An 18,164-nucleotide genomic window follows, 5' to 3' on the forward strand; every position below is an offset into this window, starting at 1 on the left:
GCTCGCGCCTTGAGTCGGGCCTGCGGCGTCGTATCGTGACGCCTGTGTAGCCCTCTGCTCTGCCGTTTCGTCGGCGGTTACTCGCCGTCCGGCGGCCAGGTGGCGTGGTCGCGGAGGTGATGGAACTCCGTCAGCTCGGAGGCGAGGACGTCGAAGTGCGGCAGCGGGGCCCACAGGTTGCGCTCGCCGATGACGTAGAGGCGGCGTTTGGCGCGGCTCGCGGCGACGTTGAGCAGGTGCGGGGTGCGGGCCGCCCACTCGCGGGCGCCGGGCCGGCCGCCGCCGAGGACGAGGACGACGACGTCGGCTTCCTTGCCCTGGGCCCGGTGGACGGTGGCGCAGCGCTCCTCGATCAGTTCGGACGTCCAGCCGTCACGACCGCGGCAGATCTTCTGGCATTCGGCGACGAGGGCCCGGAAGGGGGCGATGACGCGCACGCGGTCGACGGTGACGCCGTGCCGGTGCAAGTGGTCGAGGACGAACTCGAAGGCCCGACGGTCGCGTTCGCCCCAAGGCGCCTCGGACGGGCGGCTCGGGTCGTCGGTGTTGAGCCAGCGGCTGGGCAGCAGGCCGTCCCGTTCCGCGTCAGGGAACGCCTTGGGCGCGGTGCCGTAGACCATGAGCCCGCCGTAGGCGACCTCGTTGCTGACCGTGAACATCGGCTCTTCGCAGCGGCGGTGCACGCGCAGCGGAGAGCCCACCCAGACGAGCTCGTCGTCGGTGTCCGGGGCCGGCAGGTAGGTGCCGTAGCGGTTGGTCCGGTCGGCGACGGCCTGGGCCGAGGTGGCCGAGGGCAGCCAGTGCTCGTCGACTCCGTAGGCGTTCAGCAGCCGGCGCTGCAGGGCCGCGGGCATGGTGACGACGGGTTCGAGCTGGAGCGGATCGCCGACCAGAACGGCGCGGCGGGCGCGCCACAGTGCACCGGCGGCGGCCTGCGGGGTGGCCTGCCCGGCCTCGTCGACGAGGACCCAGCCGATCGACTCCCGGCCGAGGCGGGCGAACATGCTGCCGATGGAGGAGAACGTGGTCGAGACGACGGGCACCAGGAGGAAGAGGGTCCGCCACGCGTGCTCGACCTCCTCGTCGGGCACGGGCCCGTTGGTGCCGGCCATCAGTTCCATGAGGACCTGGAGGTTGCCGCGGACCTTCTTCGCCGCCCCGGCGGCGAAGGCGCGGTGCAGGTCGAGGGCGCGCAGGAACAGGTCGCTGCGCGCGGTGGACCATGCCTCGTCGGACCAGGGCGAGCCGAGTTCCTGGTCGGCTTCGGCGAGGTGCGACCAGCCGAGCGGCAGGGACGGCAGCGTCCGGGCCGCCTCCCGCAGTTCACGGTGGCAGCCGTCGAGTTCGGCCACGGCGGCCCGCAGGTCGCGGCGGGCGGCGTCGGCGATGTGCCGGGCGTGTCGGAGGGCGTCGGCTGCCACGGTCTCCCGCGCGCTCGCGGCCCGTTCGTGGTCGTGGGCCGCGGTGAGGCCGGCGGCGGCCTCGTCGACGACGGTGCCGGACCGGGTGTGCCGGTCGGCGGCCAGGGACTCGGCGCGCACGGCCGCGGCCACCTGCTCCAGGGAGTCCTCGAGCGCGGTGCGCTGCTGGACCAGCAGGTACGCGATCTCGGCCTGGGTGTGCTCCTGCTGCCGTTCGGCGGCCTGCCGGTCGGCCGTGCTCCGCAGCAGGCGGCGCAGCCCGCCGCGCAGGCCCCGCTCGACGGCCGGGGGCGCGTCGTGGCGGGCGGACAGCGCGGCCACGTACTCGCGGTGGTGCGCGACCAGTTCACGGGCAGCCGACAGGTCCGCGCGGGCGGTGGCCAGCTCCTGGCGGGCCCGCGGCACATGCTCGGAGGCCGTCCCGTATCCGGCCTCGGCCACCGCCGTGGCCGTCCGGGCGGTGGCCGAGGCGGCGGCGGCCCGGTCCAGGACCGCCGTGGCGGCGGCGACCTGCTGGTCGGCCCGGGACACGGCGGCTTCCCGGTCCGCGATCCGCTGCCCGGCCGACGGGGACTCGACGGCGGCCAGGGCCCCGGCCGGCCGGGCGCGTCCGGCGCGCAGCCGCTCCACCTCGGCCTGGGCGGTACGGAACGCGGCGACGGCGTCGGTCCACGACGGCACGGGCTGGGCGGGCCCCGCCGCCGCGGCCGCGGCCGGGTCCGCCGGGGTGACGGGACGCCGGCCTCCGGGCGGGGGCTTCGGCGGGATCCAGTCGCGCAGGATCTCCTGCATGCCGCGCAGCGGCGGCAGTCCCGCGGCGGAACGGGCCCGGGTCTCCTTCTCGGGCAGCCGGCCCCACCAGAACCGCTGTCCGAACTCCTTGCGGTTGGTCTTGTTGCCGAGCACCGCCGCGACCAGACCCCAGGCCGGCCCGCCGAGGAGCGCGGAGGCGAGGTCGGAGAAGTGGTCGGGGCCGCCGTGCCAGTGCTCGCCGAGCGCGCCCATGCCGGGCAGTTCGGCGGTGATGTTCTCCACGGCGCCGTTGTTGGAGGAGGTGACCACGATCTCGAACCCGGTCAGCCGCGGGTCGAGCCGCGACACGGTGCGGGGGTAGGCGCCCTGGCGGTCCCTGCCCTGCCAGGCCGGACCGGTGAACGCCTTCTCGGGCCGGTCGAACGTGGCCAGCACCGCCGCTCGCTCGACGACCAGTGCGGCGACCAGGTCCCGCAGCATCGTGGTCTTGCCCGTGCCCGGCGGGCCGTTCACGGAGAACATCCCACCCGTGGTTCCCGCTCGGTCGGCGAGCATGCGGTCGACCGCGAACTGCTGGCTCAGCGCGAGCGGGAACCGCGCCGGTGCGGGCCAGCGGCCGGCCGGAACCAGGTCCGGAGCCACCCCTTCCAGGACGACCCCCCGCTCCCGGCGCACATCCGTCCGGGCCCCCAGGGCGACGGCGTCGAGCTCGGTCAGGAACGCCTCCAGCGCCGGGCCGAAACCCTTCCCGACGGCCGCGGACACCCGGGCCAGATCAGGGGGGAGCAGACTGTTCAAGAACGGCGCGGCGGCGGCGACCTTCGCCTGCGGGTCCCGCGGCCGTTGGACCAGCCTGCTGCGCACCCGGACCACCTGCGGGCGCAGGTGGTCCTGTACCCCGCACAGGTCGGCGATCTGCGCGGTCAGGGCGACGAGATCGGCGAACCCGAGTGCACGGGCACCGGCGTCAGCCCCGTGATCCGCCTCGGTCGACATGTCAGGGCCGTCGGCCGACGACCCCTCGGGGACGTCCCTGGTGCCGTCCGGCCACCCGGACCGCACCTGCTCCTCGACGGGACGCCGGGCGGCGACCCAGTCCGCCGCACGGCGGACCAGGGGTTCCGCCGCGCCCTGCAGGGCGGCTCCGGCGACCTCGCCGAACAGGGCCCCGACCGCGCCGACCGCGGCGCCGCCCAGGATCTCGGCGAGCAGCCGTTGCCAGCCGCCGCCGGCCGTGCCCGGCGCTCCCGCCGTACCCTCGGAGCCGGGCCACGGCGCGTACGCTGTTCCGGCGGCCGGTGCGGTGGGACCGTAAGGGATCACGGTGGCCGTGAGCTCGTCGATCGCCCCGCCGAATGCTTCGTCGAGCTCCTCGAATCCGTCCAGCCATCCCGGTGTGGACGGCCCCGGATCGAAGAGGCGGCCGGTAGCCCAGGCGCACGCGGAGATCACGGACGTGTCTTCGAGCGGTCGGCCCTCGTCGTCCAGGACCAGCGCGAACATCGCGCTCTGACCCGACAGCACCAGCTCGGTCTGCGGCACGCCGGGGTCGGGATCGGTCCCCGCGGGCAGTACGGCGATCATCGCCTGGCGGAGCAGTTCCAGGTCGAAGACCCCGCAGTAGACCTCGTGCCGCCACATGCGGCCGTACGGTGCCCGCCGTGCCCCCGTCTCCGGATGGTCCGAAGCCCACGGCAGGAGCGGTGGCCGGCCCGGCTCCGGCGTCAGGTCGGTTACGTACTCGTCCCTCGGCCCGGAGCGGGCGGCGGGACGTCGGCGGGGCAGCGCCGGGATGGTCGGCGGGCTGAACAGCTCGATCGCGCGCCAGCACTCCAGCAGGGCCTTCTGCCGACGGTCCTGCGCGTGTCCGCTCCGCACCCACTGCCCCCGTGTCGCACGCGCGGCATGTCGCCGCTCCCTTGAAGATCAGCCGTATCGCTGAATCTACCGGACCGCCAGTGGGCCGAGCCCTGGTCAGCCTGGGCCTGCGGCGCCGGAACGCCCAGCGGCAAAGTGCTGGTTCGGCCGACTCGGGCCCGGGGCGGGAAGGCTCCAGGGGCGTGGTGGAACTCCTGTGAGCCCCGACTGGCGGGAGCAGTCATGGCCGGTGCGTGCTTGCCTGACGCGAGGGCTGCCAGCGCCGACAGCTACGGCAGGACACGAGCCTCTTCGTGCACCCACGCCGGAGAAGCCGCCCTCACACATCGCCCGCCTGTCGAGCTGACACCCGGGACACGACAAAGGGGCACGGCCGGTGCGGGCACGGCCCGCTCCGGCGACCTCGACGGCCCCGGCACCTGCATGGGCTGTCAGCGGTAGCCGAGCCCCCGGAGGCGGGATCGGAGCCGTTCTGCCGCTGCCTGACTCTGCTGCTCCAGGTCCGCGAACGAGGTCTCGTACCGGTCGCCCCACGAACGGTAGAGCGCGACCAGCCCCTGCCGCTGCGCGGCGACGCGTCCGGTGACGCGTGAGCAGAGATCGTCACCGAGGACTCCGAGTACCCGTTCACGCGCCGGGCCACTGTGCCGGGAGAACTCGCCGTCTGCCGCCACCCATCGTTCGATCACTCCGGGGAAGCCGCGGTGCTCCAGGCTCCTGAGGTCGTCCTGCCGGTCGGACCACCATGGTCGATGTCGAAGGAATGGAACCTCGGCTCCTCCGCCTCCACCTCGTGTCGGGGGACACCGCCGAACAGCGCCGCGCGGACGTCCAGCAGCGGCTCTTCCGGCGGACCGGCGTCTACGTAGCGTGGGATGTTGAGGTTGAAGTCGTTCTCCGCGATCTCCTGCAGCGTGACCACGAGCAGGGGGCAGCAGGCGTTGCGCATTCTCCCCAGATTGTCCCGAGGAGTACGGGACGCCCTTTCCCAGATGCTCGTGTTTGTGAAGTTGATCAGGCGATACTGGGGCTCTGCTACAGCCAGTCCTTCTTCTTGAAGACCACGTACAGACTCACGCACACCGCCGCCATCAGCACCACAGCGAACGGATACCCGCCTGCCCAGTGGAGCTCCGGCATGTTGTCGAAGTTCATGCCGTAGATGGTGCCGACCAGGGTGGGGGCGAAGAGGATGGCCGCCCAGGCCGAGATTTTCTTGATTTCCTCGTTCTGTTCGAAGCCTGCCTCTGCCAGGGCGCGCATCTCCGCGTTCTGTTGTTGGGTGACCAGGGTGGCGTTGACTGTCAGGATTTCCGTCAGGGCCTGGCGGAAGCCGTCGACGCGTTCGCTGGTGTGGGTGACGTGGTCGGCCACGTCGCGGAGGTAGCGCTGGAGTTCCTCGTCCGTGCCGTACTTGGCGAAGCCGGCCATCAGGCCGTGGAGCATGCCCACCAGGGGGCGGGTCGCGCGCTGGAACTCGACCATTTCCCGGGAGAGTTCGTAGATGCGGCGGGACACCGCGGGGTCGCCGCCGAAGACCTCGGTCTCGATCTCGTCGATGTCGTTCTGGATGCCGGACACCACCGGGGCGTAGTCGTCGACCACCGCGTCCAGGATCGCGTACAGCACCGCCTCCGGGCCGAGCGCCAGCAGGTCGGGGTCCTCCTCCATGCGGCGGCGGACCGCCGAGAGGTCCGGGGCGGCGCCGTGCCGGACGGTGATCACGAAGTCGGGGCCGACGAAGACGTGGAGTTCGCCGAAGTCCACCTCCTCCTGCGCGTCCAGGTAGCGGGCGGCCCGCAGCACCACGAAGAGCGTGTCTCCGTACCGCTCCAGTTTCGGGCGCTGATGGGCCTCCAACGCGTCCTCTACGGCCAGTTCGTGCAGGTCGAACTCGGCTGCCAGCGAGTGGAGTTCCTTCTCCGTCGGGCGGTGCAGGCCGATCCAGGCCATCCCGTCGGGGTGCTCGCGCAGCTGGCGGAAGGTTTCCGCCAGCGTGGTGGGGGAGGAGACGTGCCGGCCGTCGCGGTAGAGGGTGGCCTGTATGACGCTCTGTCGCTGCTCCGCGGGTGGCGGAGAGGCGGCGGCTGGGGACGAGTCGAGTGCTGCGGGCGGTTGTTCCGGCTGGCGGCGCCAGGCTGCGCGGGGGCGGCGGTCGGACATGCGCGTTCACCTCCTGTGGGGGCGTGGGGGGCGTGGGGGGCGTGGGGGGGCGTGGGGTGGGTGGGGTCGGTGGGGCTCCCGGGTGGTCTTCCTGGCGGTCTTCCCGGGGGCCTGTTGGGGGTTTCAGGGGGCGTTCGGGGGCTTGGCGGGGGCTTGGCCGGTGGCTTTTCGTGGGGGAGCCCGTGTGGTTTTCCCGTGCAGGATATATGGGGGAATGTCCTGGGTGGGTGTGCGTGGCCGGGTGCCTTCCGGGTGTGGTGGGGGCTCCTGCTGGGGTGCTTCGCTTGGGATCCCGCTTAATTAGGACCGTATCTGGCCTAGAGCGTCGCTAGCGTGTTTCCCATGGCCACGAAGACGACGTCCCCGGTCCTCAGCACCCGCGCGCTCAACCGCGCCACCCTCGACCGCCAGCTGCTGCTCACGCCGTCCGCGCTCTCCGCCGAGCAGGCCGTGCACCACCTCGTCGGGCTTCAGGCCCAGAACACCAAGCCCCCGTACTACGCCCTCGCCGCCCGCCTCGACGGCTTCCGGCCCGAGGCGTTGTCCGAGGTCATGGAGTCCCGGGCGGTGGCCCGGATCGTCTCGCTCCGGTCCACCGTCCACACCCACACCGCCCGCGACGCCGTCATCCTGCGCCGGCTCGTCCAGGCCGGGGCCATCGACCGGGAGCTGCGGATGTTCCGCAAGGGGCTCGACGGTGTCGACCTCGACCGGCTGACCGAGCTCGCCACCGCCTACGTCGAGGAGGAGCCCCGCACGCCCAAGGACCTGCGCTCCCACCTGCTGGAGGTGTGGCCCGACGCCGACCCGCTGGCGATCACCATCGCCGCCCGCTGCCTGCTGCTCATGGTGCAGGTCACCCCCCGAGGGCTGTGGCGGCGGAGCGGGCAGGTCTCGCTCACGACCGTCCGGGCCTGGTTCGGCGAGGGCGGTGTCGTCGACAGCGTCGTCGACGACGGCACCCTCGACGAGACCGTGCTCCGCTACCTCGGCGCCTTCGGGCCCGCCTCCGTCCAGGACATGCAGACCTGGTCCGGACTCACCCGGCTGCGCCCCGTCTTCGAACGGCTGCGGTCGCGGCTGCTCGTCTTCCGCGACGAGCGGGGCGCCGAGCTGTTCGACCTCCCGGAGGCGCCCCGCCCCGACGAGGACACCCCGGCGCCGCCGCGCTTCCTGCCCGAGTTCGACAACCTCCTGCTCTCCCACGCCGACCGCACCCGCGTCGTGCCCGCCGACCTCAAGGGCCGCACCTGGACCGGCAACCAGGCCCACCGGGTCTTCCTCCTCGACGGGTTCCTCGCCGGGCTGTGGCGCCTCGACGAGGGCAAGGAGCGGACGACGCTGACGATCGAGCCGTTCGGGGCGGTCGCCCGCGACCAGCGCGCCGCGCTCACCGCCGAGGCCGAGCGCACGCTGCGGGTCATGGGGCGGGAAGGCGTTCCGTACGACGTCGTCCTGACGTCCGCCGCCTGAGTCGGGTAGCCGGGTAGCCGGGTCATGGCGACGTGATGCGGCTGCCCGACTCAGGCCACACCCGCCCGGCCCGAGTCCTCTCCCCGCCGGTCACGGCAGCGCCCCCGCCCTTCGCGCCGCTACCACCGCCTCCAGGCGCGTGTGCGCTCCCAGCTTCCGCATCGCCGCCCGCAGGTAGCCCTTCACCGTCTCCGGGCGCAGCCCCAGTCGCTGGGCCGCCGCCGCGTTCGTCGCCCCCGAGGCCACCGCCGCCAGGACGTCCGTCTCGCGCGGGGTCAGCAGCGGCGCCGGCGCTGCTGACCCTGGGGCGCCCTCGGACGCGCCGGAGGCCGTCTCCAGGCGCCCGCACACCGCGAGCAGACGGGCGCGCAGCTCCGGGTCGGCCACCTTCGGCGCCAGTTCGCGCAGCTCCCCGTACGCCTGCCGGACCTCCTCCCACGAGGGCCCGGGGCTCGCCGCCCGCGCGTACAGCTCCCGCACCTCGTCCCGTACGGCGAAGGCCTGCTCCACGTCCCGGGCCGCCGCGACCGCCGCGTCGAAGACCCGTTCGCCGATCGGCAGCGCGTCGCGCAGCGCCCCGTACAGCACCCCTCGCACCTTGCGGCGTACGACGAGAGGCACCGCGATCACGGAGCGCAGGCCCTCCGCCGACACGGGGAGGTCGTACTCGTGCGTGATGTGCCGTGCCGACGCGTAGTCCGTCACCGCGCAAGGCCGCGACAGGGCCAGGCATTTCCCGCCCAGGCCCGAGCCGGTCGAGATGGTCAGCCCGCGCAGCGCCGGCGTCACCGCCCCGTTCAGCTCCGCGATACGCATCGCGCGCCCGTCGTGCAGCAGGCCCCCGAACACCACCTGGAGACCGGTGGTGCGGCGCAGCCGCAGCAGGGCACCGCGCAGCTCCACCGATTCGACGTGTTCGGGCACCGTGCGCTCTCCTTCTGTCTGGCCGGGCGGGCGGGCCGGGACGACGCGGGCCGTCCGTCCGGGTCGGTCCGGCCCATCCGTCCGGCCCACCCTTCCGATCCGCGCGACTACCCCCGAACGGGGGTAGTGAGACCTGGGTCACCGATTACACGATGTCCGGGACCGGTCCCGCAACGAGGAGGGCACATGACGGCAGCGAGCGAGACGGACGCGACCCGGGGGTTCCGGGAGGCCCGGGACTTCCTGCTCCGGCATCGAGAGGAATACGAGACGGCGTACGAGGGCTTCGCGTGGCCCCGGCCCGACCGTTTCAACTGGGCGCTCGAATGGTTCGACGTCATCGCCGCCGGCAACACCCGCACCGCCCTCCACATCGTCGAGGAGGACGGCACCGAGACGCGGCTGAGCTTCGCGGAGATGTCCGCCCGCTCCAACCAGGTCGCCAACTGGCTGCGCGCCCAGGGCGTCCGCCCCGGTGACCGGATCATCGTCATGCTCGGCAACCAGGCCGAGCTGTGGGAGACCATGCTCGCCGCGATGAAGCTGCGCGCCGTCGTCATCCCCGCCACCCCGCTGCTCGGCCCCGCCGACCTGCGCGACCGGGTCGACCGGGGCCGTGCTCGCCATGTGCTGGTCCGCGCCGAGGACACCGCCAAGTTCGACGACGTGCCCGGCGACTACACCCGGATCGCCGTCGGCGGCGACGGCGTGAACTGGCTCGGCTACGAGCACGCCTACCGCGAGTCCGCCGACTTCGCCCCGGACGGCGTCACCCTCGCCGACGACACCCTCATGCTCTACTTCACCTCCGGCACCACCGCCCGCCCCAAGCTGGTCGAGCAGACCCACACCTCGTACCCCGTCGGGCACCTGGCGACCATGTACTGGATCGGTCTCCGGCCCGGCGACGTGCACCTCAACATCTCCTCGCCCGGCTGGGCCAAGCACGCCTGGTCCAACCTCTTCGCCCCCTGGAACGCCGAGGCGACCGTCTTCATCCACAACTACAGCCGCTTCGACCCGGCCCGCCTGATGGCCGAGATGGACCGGCACGGCATCACCAGCTTCTGCGCCCCGCCCACCGTCTGGCGGATGCTCATCCAGGCCGACCTCGGGCAGCTCGTCACCCCGCCCCGTGAGGTCGTCGCCGCCGGCGAACCGCTCAACCCCGAGGTCATCGAGACCGTGCGGCGCGCCTGGGGCGTGACCATCCGGGACGGCTTCGGCCAGACCGAGACGGCCGTGCAGGTCTCCAACAGCCCGGGGCAGCGCCTCAAGGAGGGCTCCATGGGCCGGCCGAGCCCCGGCTACCGGGTGACCCTCGTCGACCCGGTCAGCGGGCGCGCCGGCGTCGAGGAGGGCGAGATCTGTCTCGACCTCTCCGCCCGTCCGGTGGGCCTGATGACCGGCTACCACGGCGACCCGGAGCGTACGGCCGAGGCGATGGCCGGCGGCTACTACCGCACCGGCGACATCGGCTCCCGCGACGCCGACGGCTACATCACCTACGTCGGGCGCGCCGACGACGTCTTCAAGGCGAGCGACTACAAGATCTCCCCGTTCGAGCTGGAAAGCGCGCTCCTGGAGCACGAGGCCGTCGTCGAGGCCGCCGTCGTCCCCGCCCCCGACCCGCTGCGGCTCGCCGTCCCCAAGGCGTACGTCGTCCTCGCGGCGGGCTGGCAGCCGGACGCCGACACGGCGAAGGCGCTCTTCGCGCACTCCCGCGAGGTCCTCGCGCCCTACAAGCGCATCCGGCGCATCGAGTTCGCCGAGCTGCCCAAGACCGTGTCCGGCAAGATCCGCCGCGTGGAACTGCGCTGGCTGACCGCCGAGGGCCAGGGCGGCACGGAGTACGCCGAGGGGGACCTCACGTGAGCCACCCCACCTCCGACTCCGCCGGGCCTGCCTTCGACTCGGCCGGGTCTGCCGCGCCCTCCTCCACCAGGTCCGTCTCCGCGCCCGCAGCCCCCTCCTCCACCGCGCCCGCCGCACCCTCCCCCGAGCTCTCGTACGCGCACGGCGCCGACCCCACGCCCCTCCTCGGCGACACCATCGGCGCCAACCTCGACCGGGCCGTCGCCGCCTGGCCCGATCGGGAGGCGCTCGTCGACGTGCCGAGCGGGCGCCGCTGGACGTACGCGGAGTTCGGCGCCGACGTCGACCGGCTGGCGGGCGCGCTCCTCGGCAGCGGGGTCCGCAAGGGCGACCGCGTCGGCATCTGGGCGGTCAACTGCGCCGAGTGGGTGCTCGTGCAGTACGCCACCGCCCGCATCGGCGCCATCATGGTCAACATCAACCCGGCCTACCGTTCGCACGAGTTGAGGTATGTCCTCGACCAGGCCGGGATCAGCCTCCTGTTCGCCTCCCTCGCGCACAAGACCAGCGACTACCGCGCCATGGTCGAGGAAGTGCGGCCGGCCTGCCCGCGGCTGCGCGAGGTGGTCCACTTCGGCGACGCGAGCTGGGACGCGTTCCTCGCGCGCACCGCGCCGGAGGGCGTCGGGCCGGCCGAGCTGTCCTGCGACGAACCGGTCAACATCCAGTACACCTCGGGGACGACGGGCTTCCCGAAGGGCGCCACCCTCTCGCACCACAACATCCTCAACAACGGGTACTTCGTCGGCGAGATGATCGCCTACTCGGAGCAGGACCGGATCTGCATCCCGGTGCCCTTTTATCACTGCTTCGGCATGGTCATGGGCAATCTCGCCGCCACCTCCCACGGCGCCTGCATGGTGATCCCGGCCCCGTCCTTCGACCCGGCCGCCACCCTCCGCGCGGTACAGGACGAACGCTGCACCTCCCTGTACGGCGTGCCGACGATGTTCATCGCCGAACTGGGCCTGCCCGACTTCGCCTCGTACGACCTCTCCACCCTCCGCACCGGGATCATGGCGGGCTCGCCGTGCCCCGTGGAGGTCATGAAGCGGGTGGTCGCCGAGATGAACATGGCCGAGGTGTCCATCTGCTACGGCATGACGGAGACCTCGCCCGTCTCCACCCAGACCCGGCGCGACGACGACCTGGAACGGCGCACCGGCACGGTCGGCCGGGTCATGCCGCACGTCGAGGTGAAGGTCGTCGACCCCGGCACCGGCCTCACCGTCCCGCGCGGCACCGCCGGCGAACTGTGCACCCGCGGCTACAGCGTCATGCTCGGCTACTGGGACGAGCCCGGGAAGACCGCGGAGGCGATCGACCCGGGCCGCTGGATGCACACCGGCGACCTCGCCGTGCTGCGCGAGGACGGCTACGTCCAGATCGTCGGCCGGATCAAGGACATGATCATCCGGGGCGGGGAGAACGTGTACCCGCGCGAGATCGAGGAGTTCCTCTACGCGCACCCGAAGATCGCGGACGTCCAGGTCGTCGGTGTCCCCGACGCGCGTTACGGCGAGGAGATCCTGGCCTGCGTCATCCCGCGCGACCCCGCCGACCCACCCACCCTGGACGAGCTCACCGCCTTCTGCCGCGACCGCCTCGCGCACTACAAGATCCCCCGGCGCGTGGAGATCCTGGGCGAGTTCCCGATGACGGTGAGCGGGAAGGTGCGGAAGGTGGAGCTGCGGGAGCGTTACGGGGTGGGCTGACCGGCCTGTTCCTGCGGGCGCGCCTGGCTTCCGAGGCGCGGCCGTTCCCCGGGCTGTGCGGGGTGTTCCACGGGATGCTCCGCAGGGTGTGCCCGCCCCGGGGGCTGCGGCTCCGTGATCTCGCGGCGCATGCAGACCCGGGGCCAGGCGGCCAGTCCGTGCGCGGCCTCCGCGCGGCTGATCTCCCGCAGGCCCTCGCTGAGCGCCGGATCGCCCTCCTTCAGGCGGCGGAAGCCGAGCCGGGCGTAGTACGGGGCGTTCCACGGGACCTCGGTGAAGGTCGTCAGGGTCAGTGCCGCGAGGCCCTGCTCCCGGGCGGCCGACGTCAGGTGCTCGATCAGCGCCCGGCCGACGCCCCGGCGGGCGGCGTCCGGGTGCACCGAGACCTGTTCGATGTGGGCGGCGCCGTCCACGGTGTCGCTCAGCAGGTACCCGACCGGCCGGTCGGCCGCGTCCACCGCGACCCAGGCCCGGCCCGCGCTGCGGTAGCCCTCCAGGACGTCCAGCGGGAGGGGTTCGTCGTCGGCGACGTCCTCCATGCCCAGCGGGCGGAATGCCTCGCCCGCGGCGCGTTCGATGTCCTGGAGCAGGGGGAGTTCGGCCGGTGCGGCCGCTCGGATGCGCATACGTCAGTATGGCCCCGCCGGTGTGAAGAAGGCGTCAACCGGGTGGCGGCGGATCGGAGGGGCCCGGTCAGTCCGGTGCGCCGCTCGTGCAGGTCGGACCGTTCTCCGGGTTCCAGCCCCGGCCCGTCGCGTAGCCGTCGTCCCGGTCGCCGCGCCGGCGGAGCAGGCCGCCGTCACGGGAGAAGTGCGGCAGGAAGAGCGCCAGCGCGGGGTCGCCGTACAGCGCCACGTACAGCAGGACGTCCTTGCCGTCCGTGACCTCGCGGCGCTGCGCGGGCAGCGGATGCCGCTCGCGCAGGCCCGCGAGGAGGCGGCGGGCGGCCCGGGTGGTCGGCGGGACGCAGAGCAGCAGCGCGGCGGCGAGCACCGGCACGGCACCCAGCAGCACGGCCGGCCCGGTGATCTCCGTGGCGAGCAGGCCCACGCCCACGGTGACCGGCACGCAGGCCAGCAGCAGCCGGGCCGCCCGCAGCCGGCCGGGCGGACGGAGCAGACCCGTCCGCCCGAGCTCCGCGCGCAACGCGTCGAGCGCTTGGCGGGCCTTCGGGCGCGTGGCCAACACGCGGAGGCCGAGAGCCCGTTGCAGCGAGCGGTGGACGCCCAGCTGGAGCGGGTCGCGGGTCCGCCCCGCCCCGCCGTTGGCGCGAATCGTGCCCCGCCGCCCGGCCGCGACGGCACCGCGCTGGTGCAGGGCGACCAGCGCGACGGTGACCGCCGCCCGTGGCCCGCCGCGCAGCAACGCCAGTGCCTGTGGCGGTAGTTCGGGCCGCCCCCTGCTGCGGGTACGCAACAGGACGACCGCGAGAACCAATTGACCGAGCGTCACTCCGAAGAACCACCACGTCCCCGTCGTCATGGTGTTCACCCCCCGAGGGTGTTGTTCCCGGGGGAGGGCCGGTCGTCACCCGTGAATGGCCGGAAATGCTAGGCGGCTCCGGTGTCGACGAGGGTGTCGGCGGGAGCGTTGACGGGCTGCGGGGTCCCGGTGAGATCGAGCACGAAGAGCGGGATGCCGAGGCCCTCGGCGCGCTCGTGGGCCTCGGGCGTGTAGCCCGCGAGGGAGAAGCAGACGCTGGTCGCCCCGTTGCTCAGCCCGTTCAGCCAGAGGCACTCCACGGCCCGCAGCCCCGTCGGCCGGGTGCTCGGGTCCACCTGCGCGACGAGCCCGGGCCCCCGCAGGTCCACGGCCACCGCCGACCGCTCCTCCGGCTGTACGACGTCCCGGAACCCCAGCCAGCGCAGATACCCGGCGGAGGCCGCCACCGCGTCCCGCGCGGTCCTGATCGTCACCGGCCGGAACGCGGGCCGCACGGGCAGCGCGGCGGCCTGGGCGCCCGGGAGGGCGGGGTGCGGGGGAGAGGGGTGGCGCTGGGTGAAGGTGGGATAGGCGTCGCGGTCGGCGTCGGCGTCGGCGTCGGCGTGGGTGTATCCGTCGGCGTCCGATACGGGGGAATGGGCGGGGGTGGCCGGGGGCGGGACGGGGGCCGGGGTCGGAGCCGGAGCCGGAGCCGGAGTCGGAGCCTGGGCCGCCTGGGCGCCGCTCCACGTGGTCGGTCGATGCGCGGCCTCGGGGGTGTCATGGGTTCCGGACCCGGACCCGGACCCGGGGCTGGACCCGTGCGCGGACCCCGACCCCGACCCCGACCCGGCCCCGAGCGTGGGTGCGTGTGCGCCGGGCGAGGCACTGCCGTCGACAGGCCGGCCGTCGGCGGACCGGCCGTCGGCGGACCGGCCGTCGGTCACGCCGCCGACGTCGGCCCCGCCGCTCCCACTCCCGCCAAGCCCGCCGCTCTCGCCGCCCTCGCCGCCCGCTCCGTCGCTCCCGTCGGCGCCCCGAGCGCCCCCACCGGCGCCGACGCCCTCGACCCCCTCCGCGTACCCCGGCCCCCTCACCGGCACCCGCAGCACCGCCCCGCACGCGCACCCCAGCTCGGGGTGGGGCCAGTCGGAGGGGTGGGCGCAGGTGGGGCAGAGGACGGTGACCCATTCCTCGGACCAGTTGCGGTGTGTGACGGGCCGCGCGGTCGCGCCGTGGATCACCGGGGGCGCGATCGGGGTGCCGCACGCGCAGGGGAAGACGGGTGGCGCGTATCTCTGCGTACGGAGGCATTCCGGGCAGCGCACCTGTACCGATTCACCCACACCGAACCCCCTCTGCTCGCGCACCCATCGTCCACCAATCCGGCCGTCCGGGGGAGCCACTTCGGCCACCTCGGAGGGTCTCCCCGCAGATCGTCTCTTGACGCCCCTCCTCCGACCCACCTACATTGCTTCCGTATAGCAGAACAGTATTTCCGCATTATGGAAACAAGACGCTGAAGCCTCCGCCGGAGCCCGGCGCGCTTGTCTCCTCCTGGCCGAAGCAGGAGCACTCCCATGCCTCGTATGACCGCCGCCGCAGCGGCCGTTGAGATCCTCAAGCGCGAAGGCGTCACCAACGCGTTCGGTGTGCCCGGCGCGGCCATCAACCCCTTCTACCGGGAGCTCAAGAACGTGGGCGGGATCGCCCACACCCTCGCCCGTCACGTCGAGGGCGCGTCCCACATGGCCGAGGGCTACACCCGGGCCAAGGCCGGCAACATCGGCGTCTGCATCGGTACGTCCGGCCCGGCCGGCACCGACATGATCACCGGCCTGTACTCGGCGATCGCCGACTCGATCCCGATCCTCTGCATCACCGGCCAGGCGCCGGTCTCGAAGCTCCACAAGGAGGACTTCCAGGCCGTCGACATCGCCACGATCGCCAAGCCGGTCACCAAGGCCGCGACGACCGTCCTGGAGGCCGCGCAGGTCCCCGGCGTCTTCCAGCAGGCCTTCCACCTGATGCGCTCCGGCCGTCCCGGCCCGGTCCTCATCGACCTGCCGATCGACGTCCAGCTGACCGAGATCGAGTTCGACCCGGAGACCTACGAGCCGCTGCCGGTCTACAAGCCGGCCGCGACCCGCGCCCAGGCCGCGAAGGCCCTGAGCTTCCTCCTGGAGTCCGAGCGCCCGCTGATCGTCGCCGGTGGCGGCATCATCAACGCCGACGCCACCGACCTGCTGGTCGAGTTCGCCGAGCTGACGAACATCCCCGTCATCTCCACGCTCATGGGCTGGGGCACCATCCCCGACGACCACGAGCTGGCCGCCGGCATGGTCGGCGTCCAGACCGCGCACCGCTACGGCAACGCGACCTTCCTGGAGTCCGACGTCGTCATCGGCATCGGCAACCGCTGGGCCAACCGCCACACCGGGTACAACCTGGACGCCTACACCAAGGGCCGCAAGTTCGTCCACGTCGACATCGAGCCCACCCAGCTCGGCAAGATCTTCGCCCCCGACTACGGCATCGCCTCCGACGCCAAGGCCGCGCTGGAGCTCTTCATCGAGCTCGCCAAGGAGCTCAAGGCCGAGGGCAAGCTGCCGGACTTCTCCGCCTGGGCCGCCTCCGCGCAGGAGCGCAAGGCCACCCTGCAGCGCCGTACGCACTTCGACAACATCCCGATGAAGCCGCAGCGCGTCTACGAGGAGATGAACAAGGCCTTCGGCCAGGACACGCGCTACGTCACCACCATCGGCCTCTCCCAGATCGCGGCCGCGCAGTTCCTGCACGTCTACAAGCCGCGCCACTGGATCAACTGCGGCCAGGCCGGCCCGCTCGGCTGGACCATCCCGGCCGCCATCGGTGCCGCCACCGCGGACCCGGAGACCCCGGTCGTCGCCCTCTCCGGCGACTACGACTTCCAGTTCATGATCGAGGAGCTGGCGGTCGCCGCCCAGCACAAGATCCCCTACGTCCACGTCCTCGTGAACAACGCCTACCTGGGCCTGATCCGTCAGGCGCAGGGCGGTCTCGGCATCAACTTCGAGGTCAACCTCGAGTTCGAGAACATCAACACCCCGGAGATCGGCGTCTACGGCGTCGACCACGTCAAGGTCGCCGAGGGCCTGGGCGTCAAGGCGATCCGCGTCACCGACCCGGACCAGCTGGGCGAGGCGCTGGAGCAGGCCAAGAAGCTGGCCGTCGAGTTCCAGGTGCCGGTCGTCGTCGAGGCGATCCTGGAGCGCATCACCAACATCGCGATGAGCAAGACGGTCGACATGAGCGACGTCACCGAGTTCGAGGACCTGGCCACCGAGCCCGGCCACGCGCCCACCGCGATCAAGGCCCTCAAGGTCTGACATCGAGGCCCTGGAGGTCTGACCGCAGCTGGTCCGATCAGGGAGTCGTGAGACGGCCCCCGCCCCGACGAGCACCGGGGCGGGGGCCCTCCTGCGCCCGGACCAGGGTCGCCCCCGCCTCCGTCCAGTCGTACAGCACCGACCGCCCCGCCCTCCGGCGCCGTACCAGCCCGGCGTCCAGCAGCACCTTCAGGTGCCGCCCCACCGACCCGAGGCCCTGACCGGTCAGCGCCACCAGCTGGCTGGTCGACTTGGGGGCTTCGAGCCGTACGAGGACACCGGCCCGGGCGCCGCCGAGCAGGGCGCCCAGGGCCTCGGGGACGGTCGGTCCCGCCGTGTCGGCCAGGGTGCCGGAGCACGCGTACACGATCGCCGACCGCTCCGTCCCCTCCCAGGACACCCAGCCCTCGGCCGGCGTCACCGGCACGAACAGCAGCCGGCCGCCGTCGACCCATCTCGGCGGATACGCGCGCGGGTTGACCTGAAGACGCCCGTCGCCCAGCCAGCGCATCTTGCCGGGACACAGCTCGTCGAGTGCCGCCGCCCAGCCGCCCTGCCCCAACCGCGCGGTCCTGGCCACCACATCGGCCTCCAGGACCCGACGGCGGCGCGGCCAGTCGGGCAGCACCGTCTCCCGCCACACCCACTCCAGCACCCCCGCCATCCGGTGCGGCAGATCGCGCGCCGAACGCAGCGGATCCGGTACGGGGCCACCCAGGGACACCTCCAACTGAGGGACCGCGTCGCCCGGTTCGACCTCCCGGACCGCCTCGACCTCCTCCTCGAAGCTCTGCTCGCCCTCGCCCAGCGGCGTCGGCGTCAGGAAGTCGGCGTTCCACGTGCGCCCCAGGGCGGACCGTACGAGCAGGGCGTCGACCGGCTCCGCCGCGAGGCGGGCCCGGTACGCCGGGAGGTGGCCGGCCAGCCAGGCGCGCTCGCCCGGGTGGGCACCGGCCGCGGCGTGCAGGGTCTTCAGCGAGGCGACGGTCTCGGCCAGCGGGGAGATGACGAACCGTCCTCCGGCCAGGGAATCCGTGCCGAGCTGCCACCAGCCCATGGGCCCACCCCCTCTCGTTTCGCCGCCGCGCGAAACACTATCGGGCCGCCCGGCACCACCCCGAGACTCCCGACATGCCCCCGAAGCCGCCGAAGCCCCCGAGCTCTTCGAAGCC

General features: G+C 72.9%; 12 protein-coding genes. 4 read left to right on the forward strand and 8 right to left on the reverse strand.

Features of this window, described 5'->3' with window-relative positions:
• Positions 1-77 precede the first annotated feature (77 nt).
• The 3 genes from AB0Q96_RS09775 to AB0Q96_RS09785 form a co-directional block, all read right to left on the reverse strand.
• On the reverse strand, positions 78-4,052 hold the full coding sequence (locus tag AB0Q96_RS09775) for an AAA domain-containing protein (protein WP_365323486.1): 3,975 nt from the start codon (positions 4,050-4,052) through the stop codon (positions 78-80).
• Positions 4,053-4,737: 685 nt separating this feature from the next.
• The gene (locus AB0Q96_RS09780) at positions 4,738-5,001 is read right to left on the reverse strand and encodes a hypothetical protein (RefSeq protein ID WP_365323488.1); all 264 of its coding nucleotides are present in this window, start codon (positions 4,999-5,001) and stop codon (positions 4,738-4,740) included.
• 86 nt (positions 5,002-5,087) lie between these two features.
• Positions 5,088-6,215 carry a magnesium and cobalt transport protein CorA gene (locus AB0Q96_RS09785; protein ID WP_365323490.1) on the reverse strand — a complete coding sequence of 376 codons (1,128 nt, stop codon included), beginning with the start codon at positions 6,213-6,215 and terminating at the stop codon, positions 5,088-5,090.
• A 342-nt stretch (positions 6,216-6,557) separates the two neighbouring features.
• Between AB0Q96_RS09785 and AB0Q96_RS09790 the strand changes: the two genes are divergently transcribed.
• Positions 6,558-7,688 (forward strand): winged helix DNA-binding domain-containing protein, encoded by a 1,131-nt coding sequence (locus AB0Q96_RS09790; protein ID WP_365323492.1) that lies wholly within the window; start codon positions 6,558-6,560, stop codon positions 7,686-7,688.
• 90 nt (positions 7,689-7,778) lie between these two features.
• Here the strand turns inward: AB0Q96_RS09790 and AB0Q96_RS09795 are convergent, their stop codons facing one another.
• Positions 7,779-8,612, reverse strand: coding sequence for a LuxR C-terminal-related transcriptional regulator (locus AB0Q96_RS09795; protein WP_365323494.1), 834 nt, complete (start codon positions 8,610-8,612; stop codon positions 7,779-7,781).
• 186 nt (positions 8,613-8,798) lie between these two features.
• On the opposite strand from AB0Q96_RS09795, the gene AB0Q96_RS09800 reads away from it, so the two are divergent.
• Positions 8,799-10,487 carry an AMP-binding protein gene (locus tag AB0Q96_RS09800; RefSeq protein ID WP_365323496.1) on the forward strand — a complete coding sequence of 563 codons (1,689 nt, stop codon included), beginning with the start codon at positions 8,799-8,801 and terminating at the stop codon, positions 10,485-10,487.
• 176 nt (positions 10,488-10,663) lie between these two features.
• Positions 10,664-12,202 (forward strand): AMP-binding protein, encoded by a 1,539-nt coding sequence (locus AB0Q96_RS09805; protein WP_365324036.1) that lies wholly within the window; start codon positions 10,664-10,666, stop codon positions 12,200-12,202.
• Here AB0Q96_RS09805 and AB0Q96_RS09810 read toward each other — a convergent pair.
• The 3 genes from AB0Q96_RS09810 to AB0Q96_RS09820 all read right to left on the reverse strand — a co-directional run bounded on the left by AB0Q96_RS09810 (position 12,187) and on the right by AB0Q96_RS09820 (position 14,970).
• Positions 12,187-12,828, reverse strand: coding sequence for a GNAT family N-acetyltransferase (locus AB0Q96_RS09810; protein WP_365323498.1), 642 nt, complete (start codon positions 12,826-12,828; stop codon positions 12,187-12,189). The genes AB0Q96_RS09805 and AB0Q96_RS09810 overlap by 16 nt on opposite strands.
• A 67-nt stretch (positions 12,829-12,895) precedes the next feature.
• Positions 12,896-13,684 carry a TIGR04222 domain-containing membrane protein gene (locus tag AB0Q96_RS09815; protein WP_365323500.1) on the reverse strand — a complete coding sequence of 263 codons (789 nt, stop codon included), beginning with the start codon at positions 13,682-13,684 and terminating at the stop codon, positions 12,896-12,898.
• A 68-nt stretch (positions 13,685-13,752) separates the two neighbouring features.
• Positions 13,753-14,970, reverse strand: coding sequence for a hypothetical protein (locus AB0Q96_RS09820; protein WP_365323502.1), 1,218 nt, complete (start codon positions 14,968-14,970; stop codon positions 13,753-13,755).
• Between the two features lie 234 nt (positions 14,971-15,204).
• Between AB0Q96_RS09820 and gcl the strand changes: the two genes are divergently transcribed.
• Positions 15,205-16,992 carry a glyoxylate carboligase gene (gcl, locus tag AB0Q96_RS09825; protein ID WP_365323503.1) on the forward strand — a complete coding sequence of 596 codons (1,788 nt, stop codon included), beginning with the start codon at positions 15,205-15,207 and terminating at the stop codon, positions 16,990-16,992.
• Between the two features lie 37 nt (positions 16,993-17,029).
• Here the strand turns inward: gcl and AB0Q96_RS09830 are convergent, their stop codons facing one another.
• Complete coding sequence (locus AB0Q96_RS09830; RefSeq protein WP_365323505.1) at positions 17,030-18,049, reverse strand: ArsR family transcriptional regulator; 1,020 nt, start codon at positions 18,047-18,049, stop codon at positions 17,030-17,032.
• Positions 18,050-18,164: the final 115 nt, after the last annotated feature.

Source organism: Streptomyces sp. NPDC093111 (genome assembly GCF_040683955.1).
Taxonomy (GTDB): domain Bacteria; phylum Actinomycetota; class Actinomycetes; order Streptomycetales; family Streptomycetaceae; genus Streptomyces.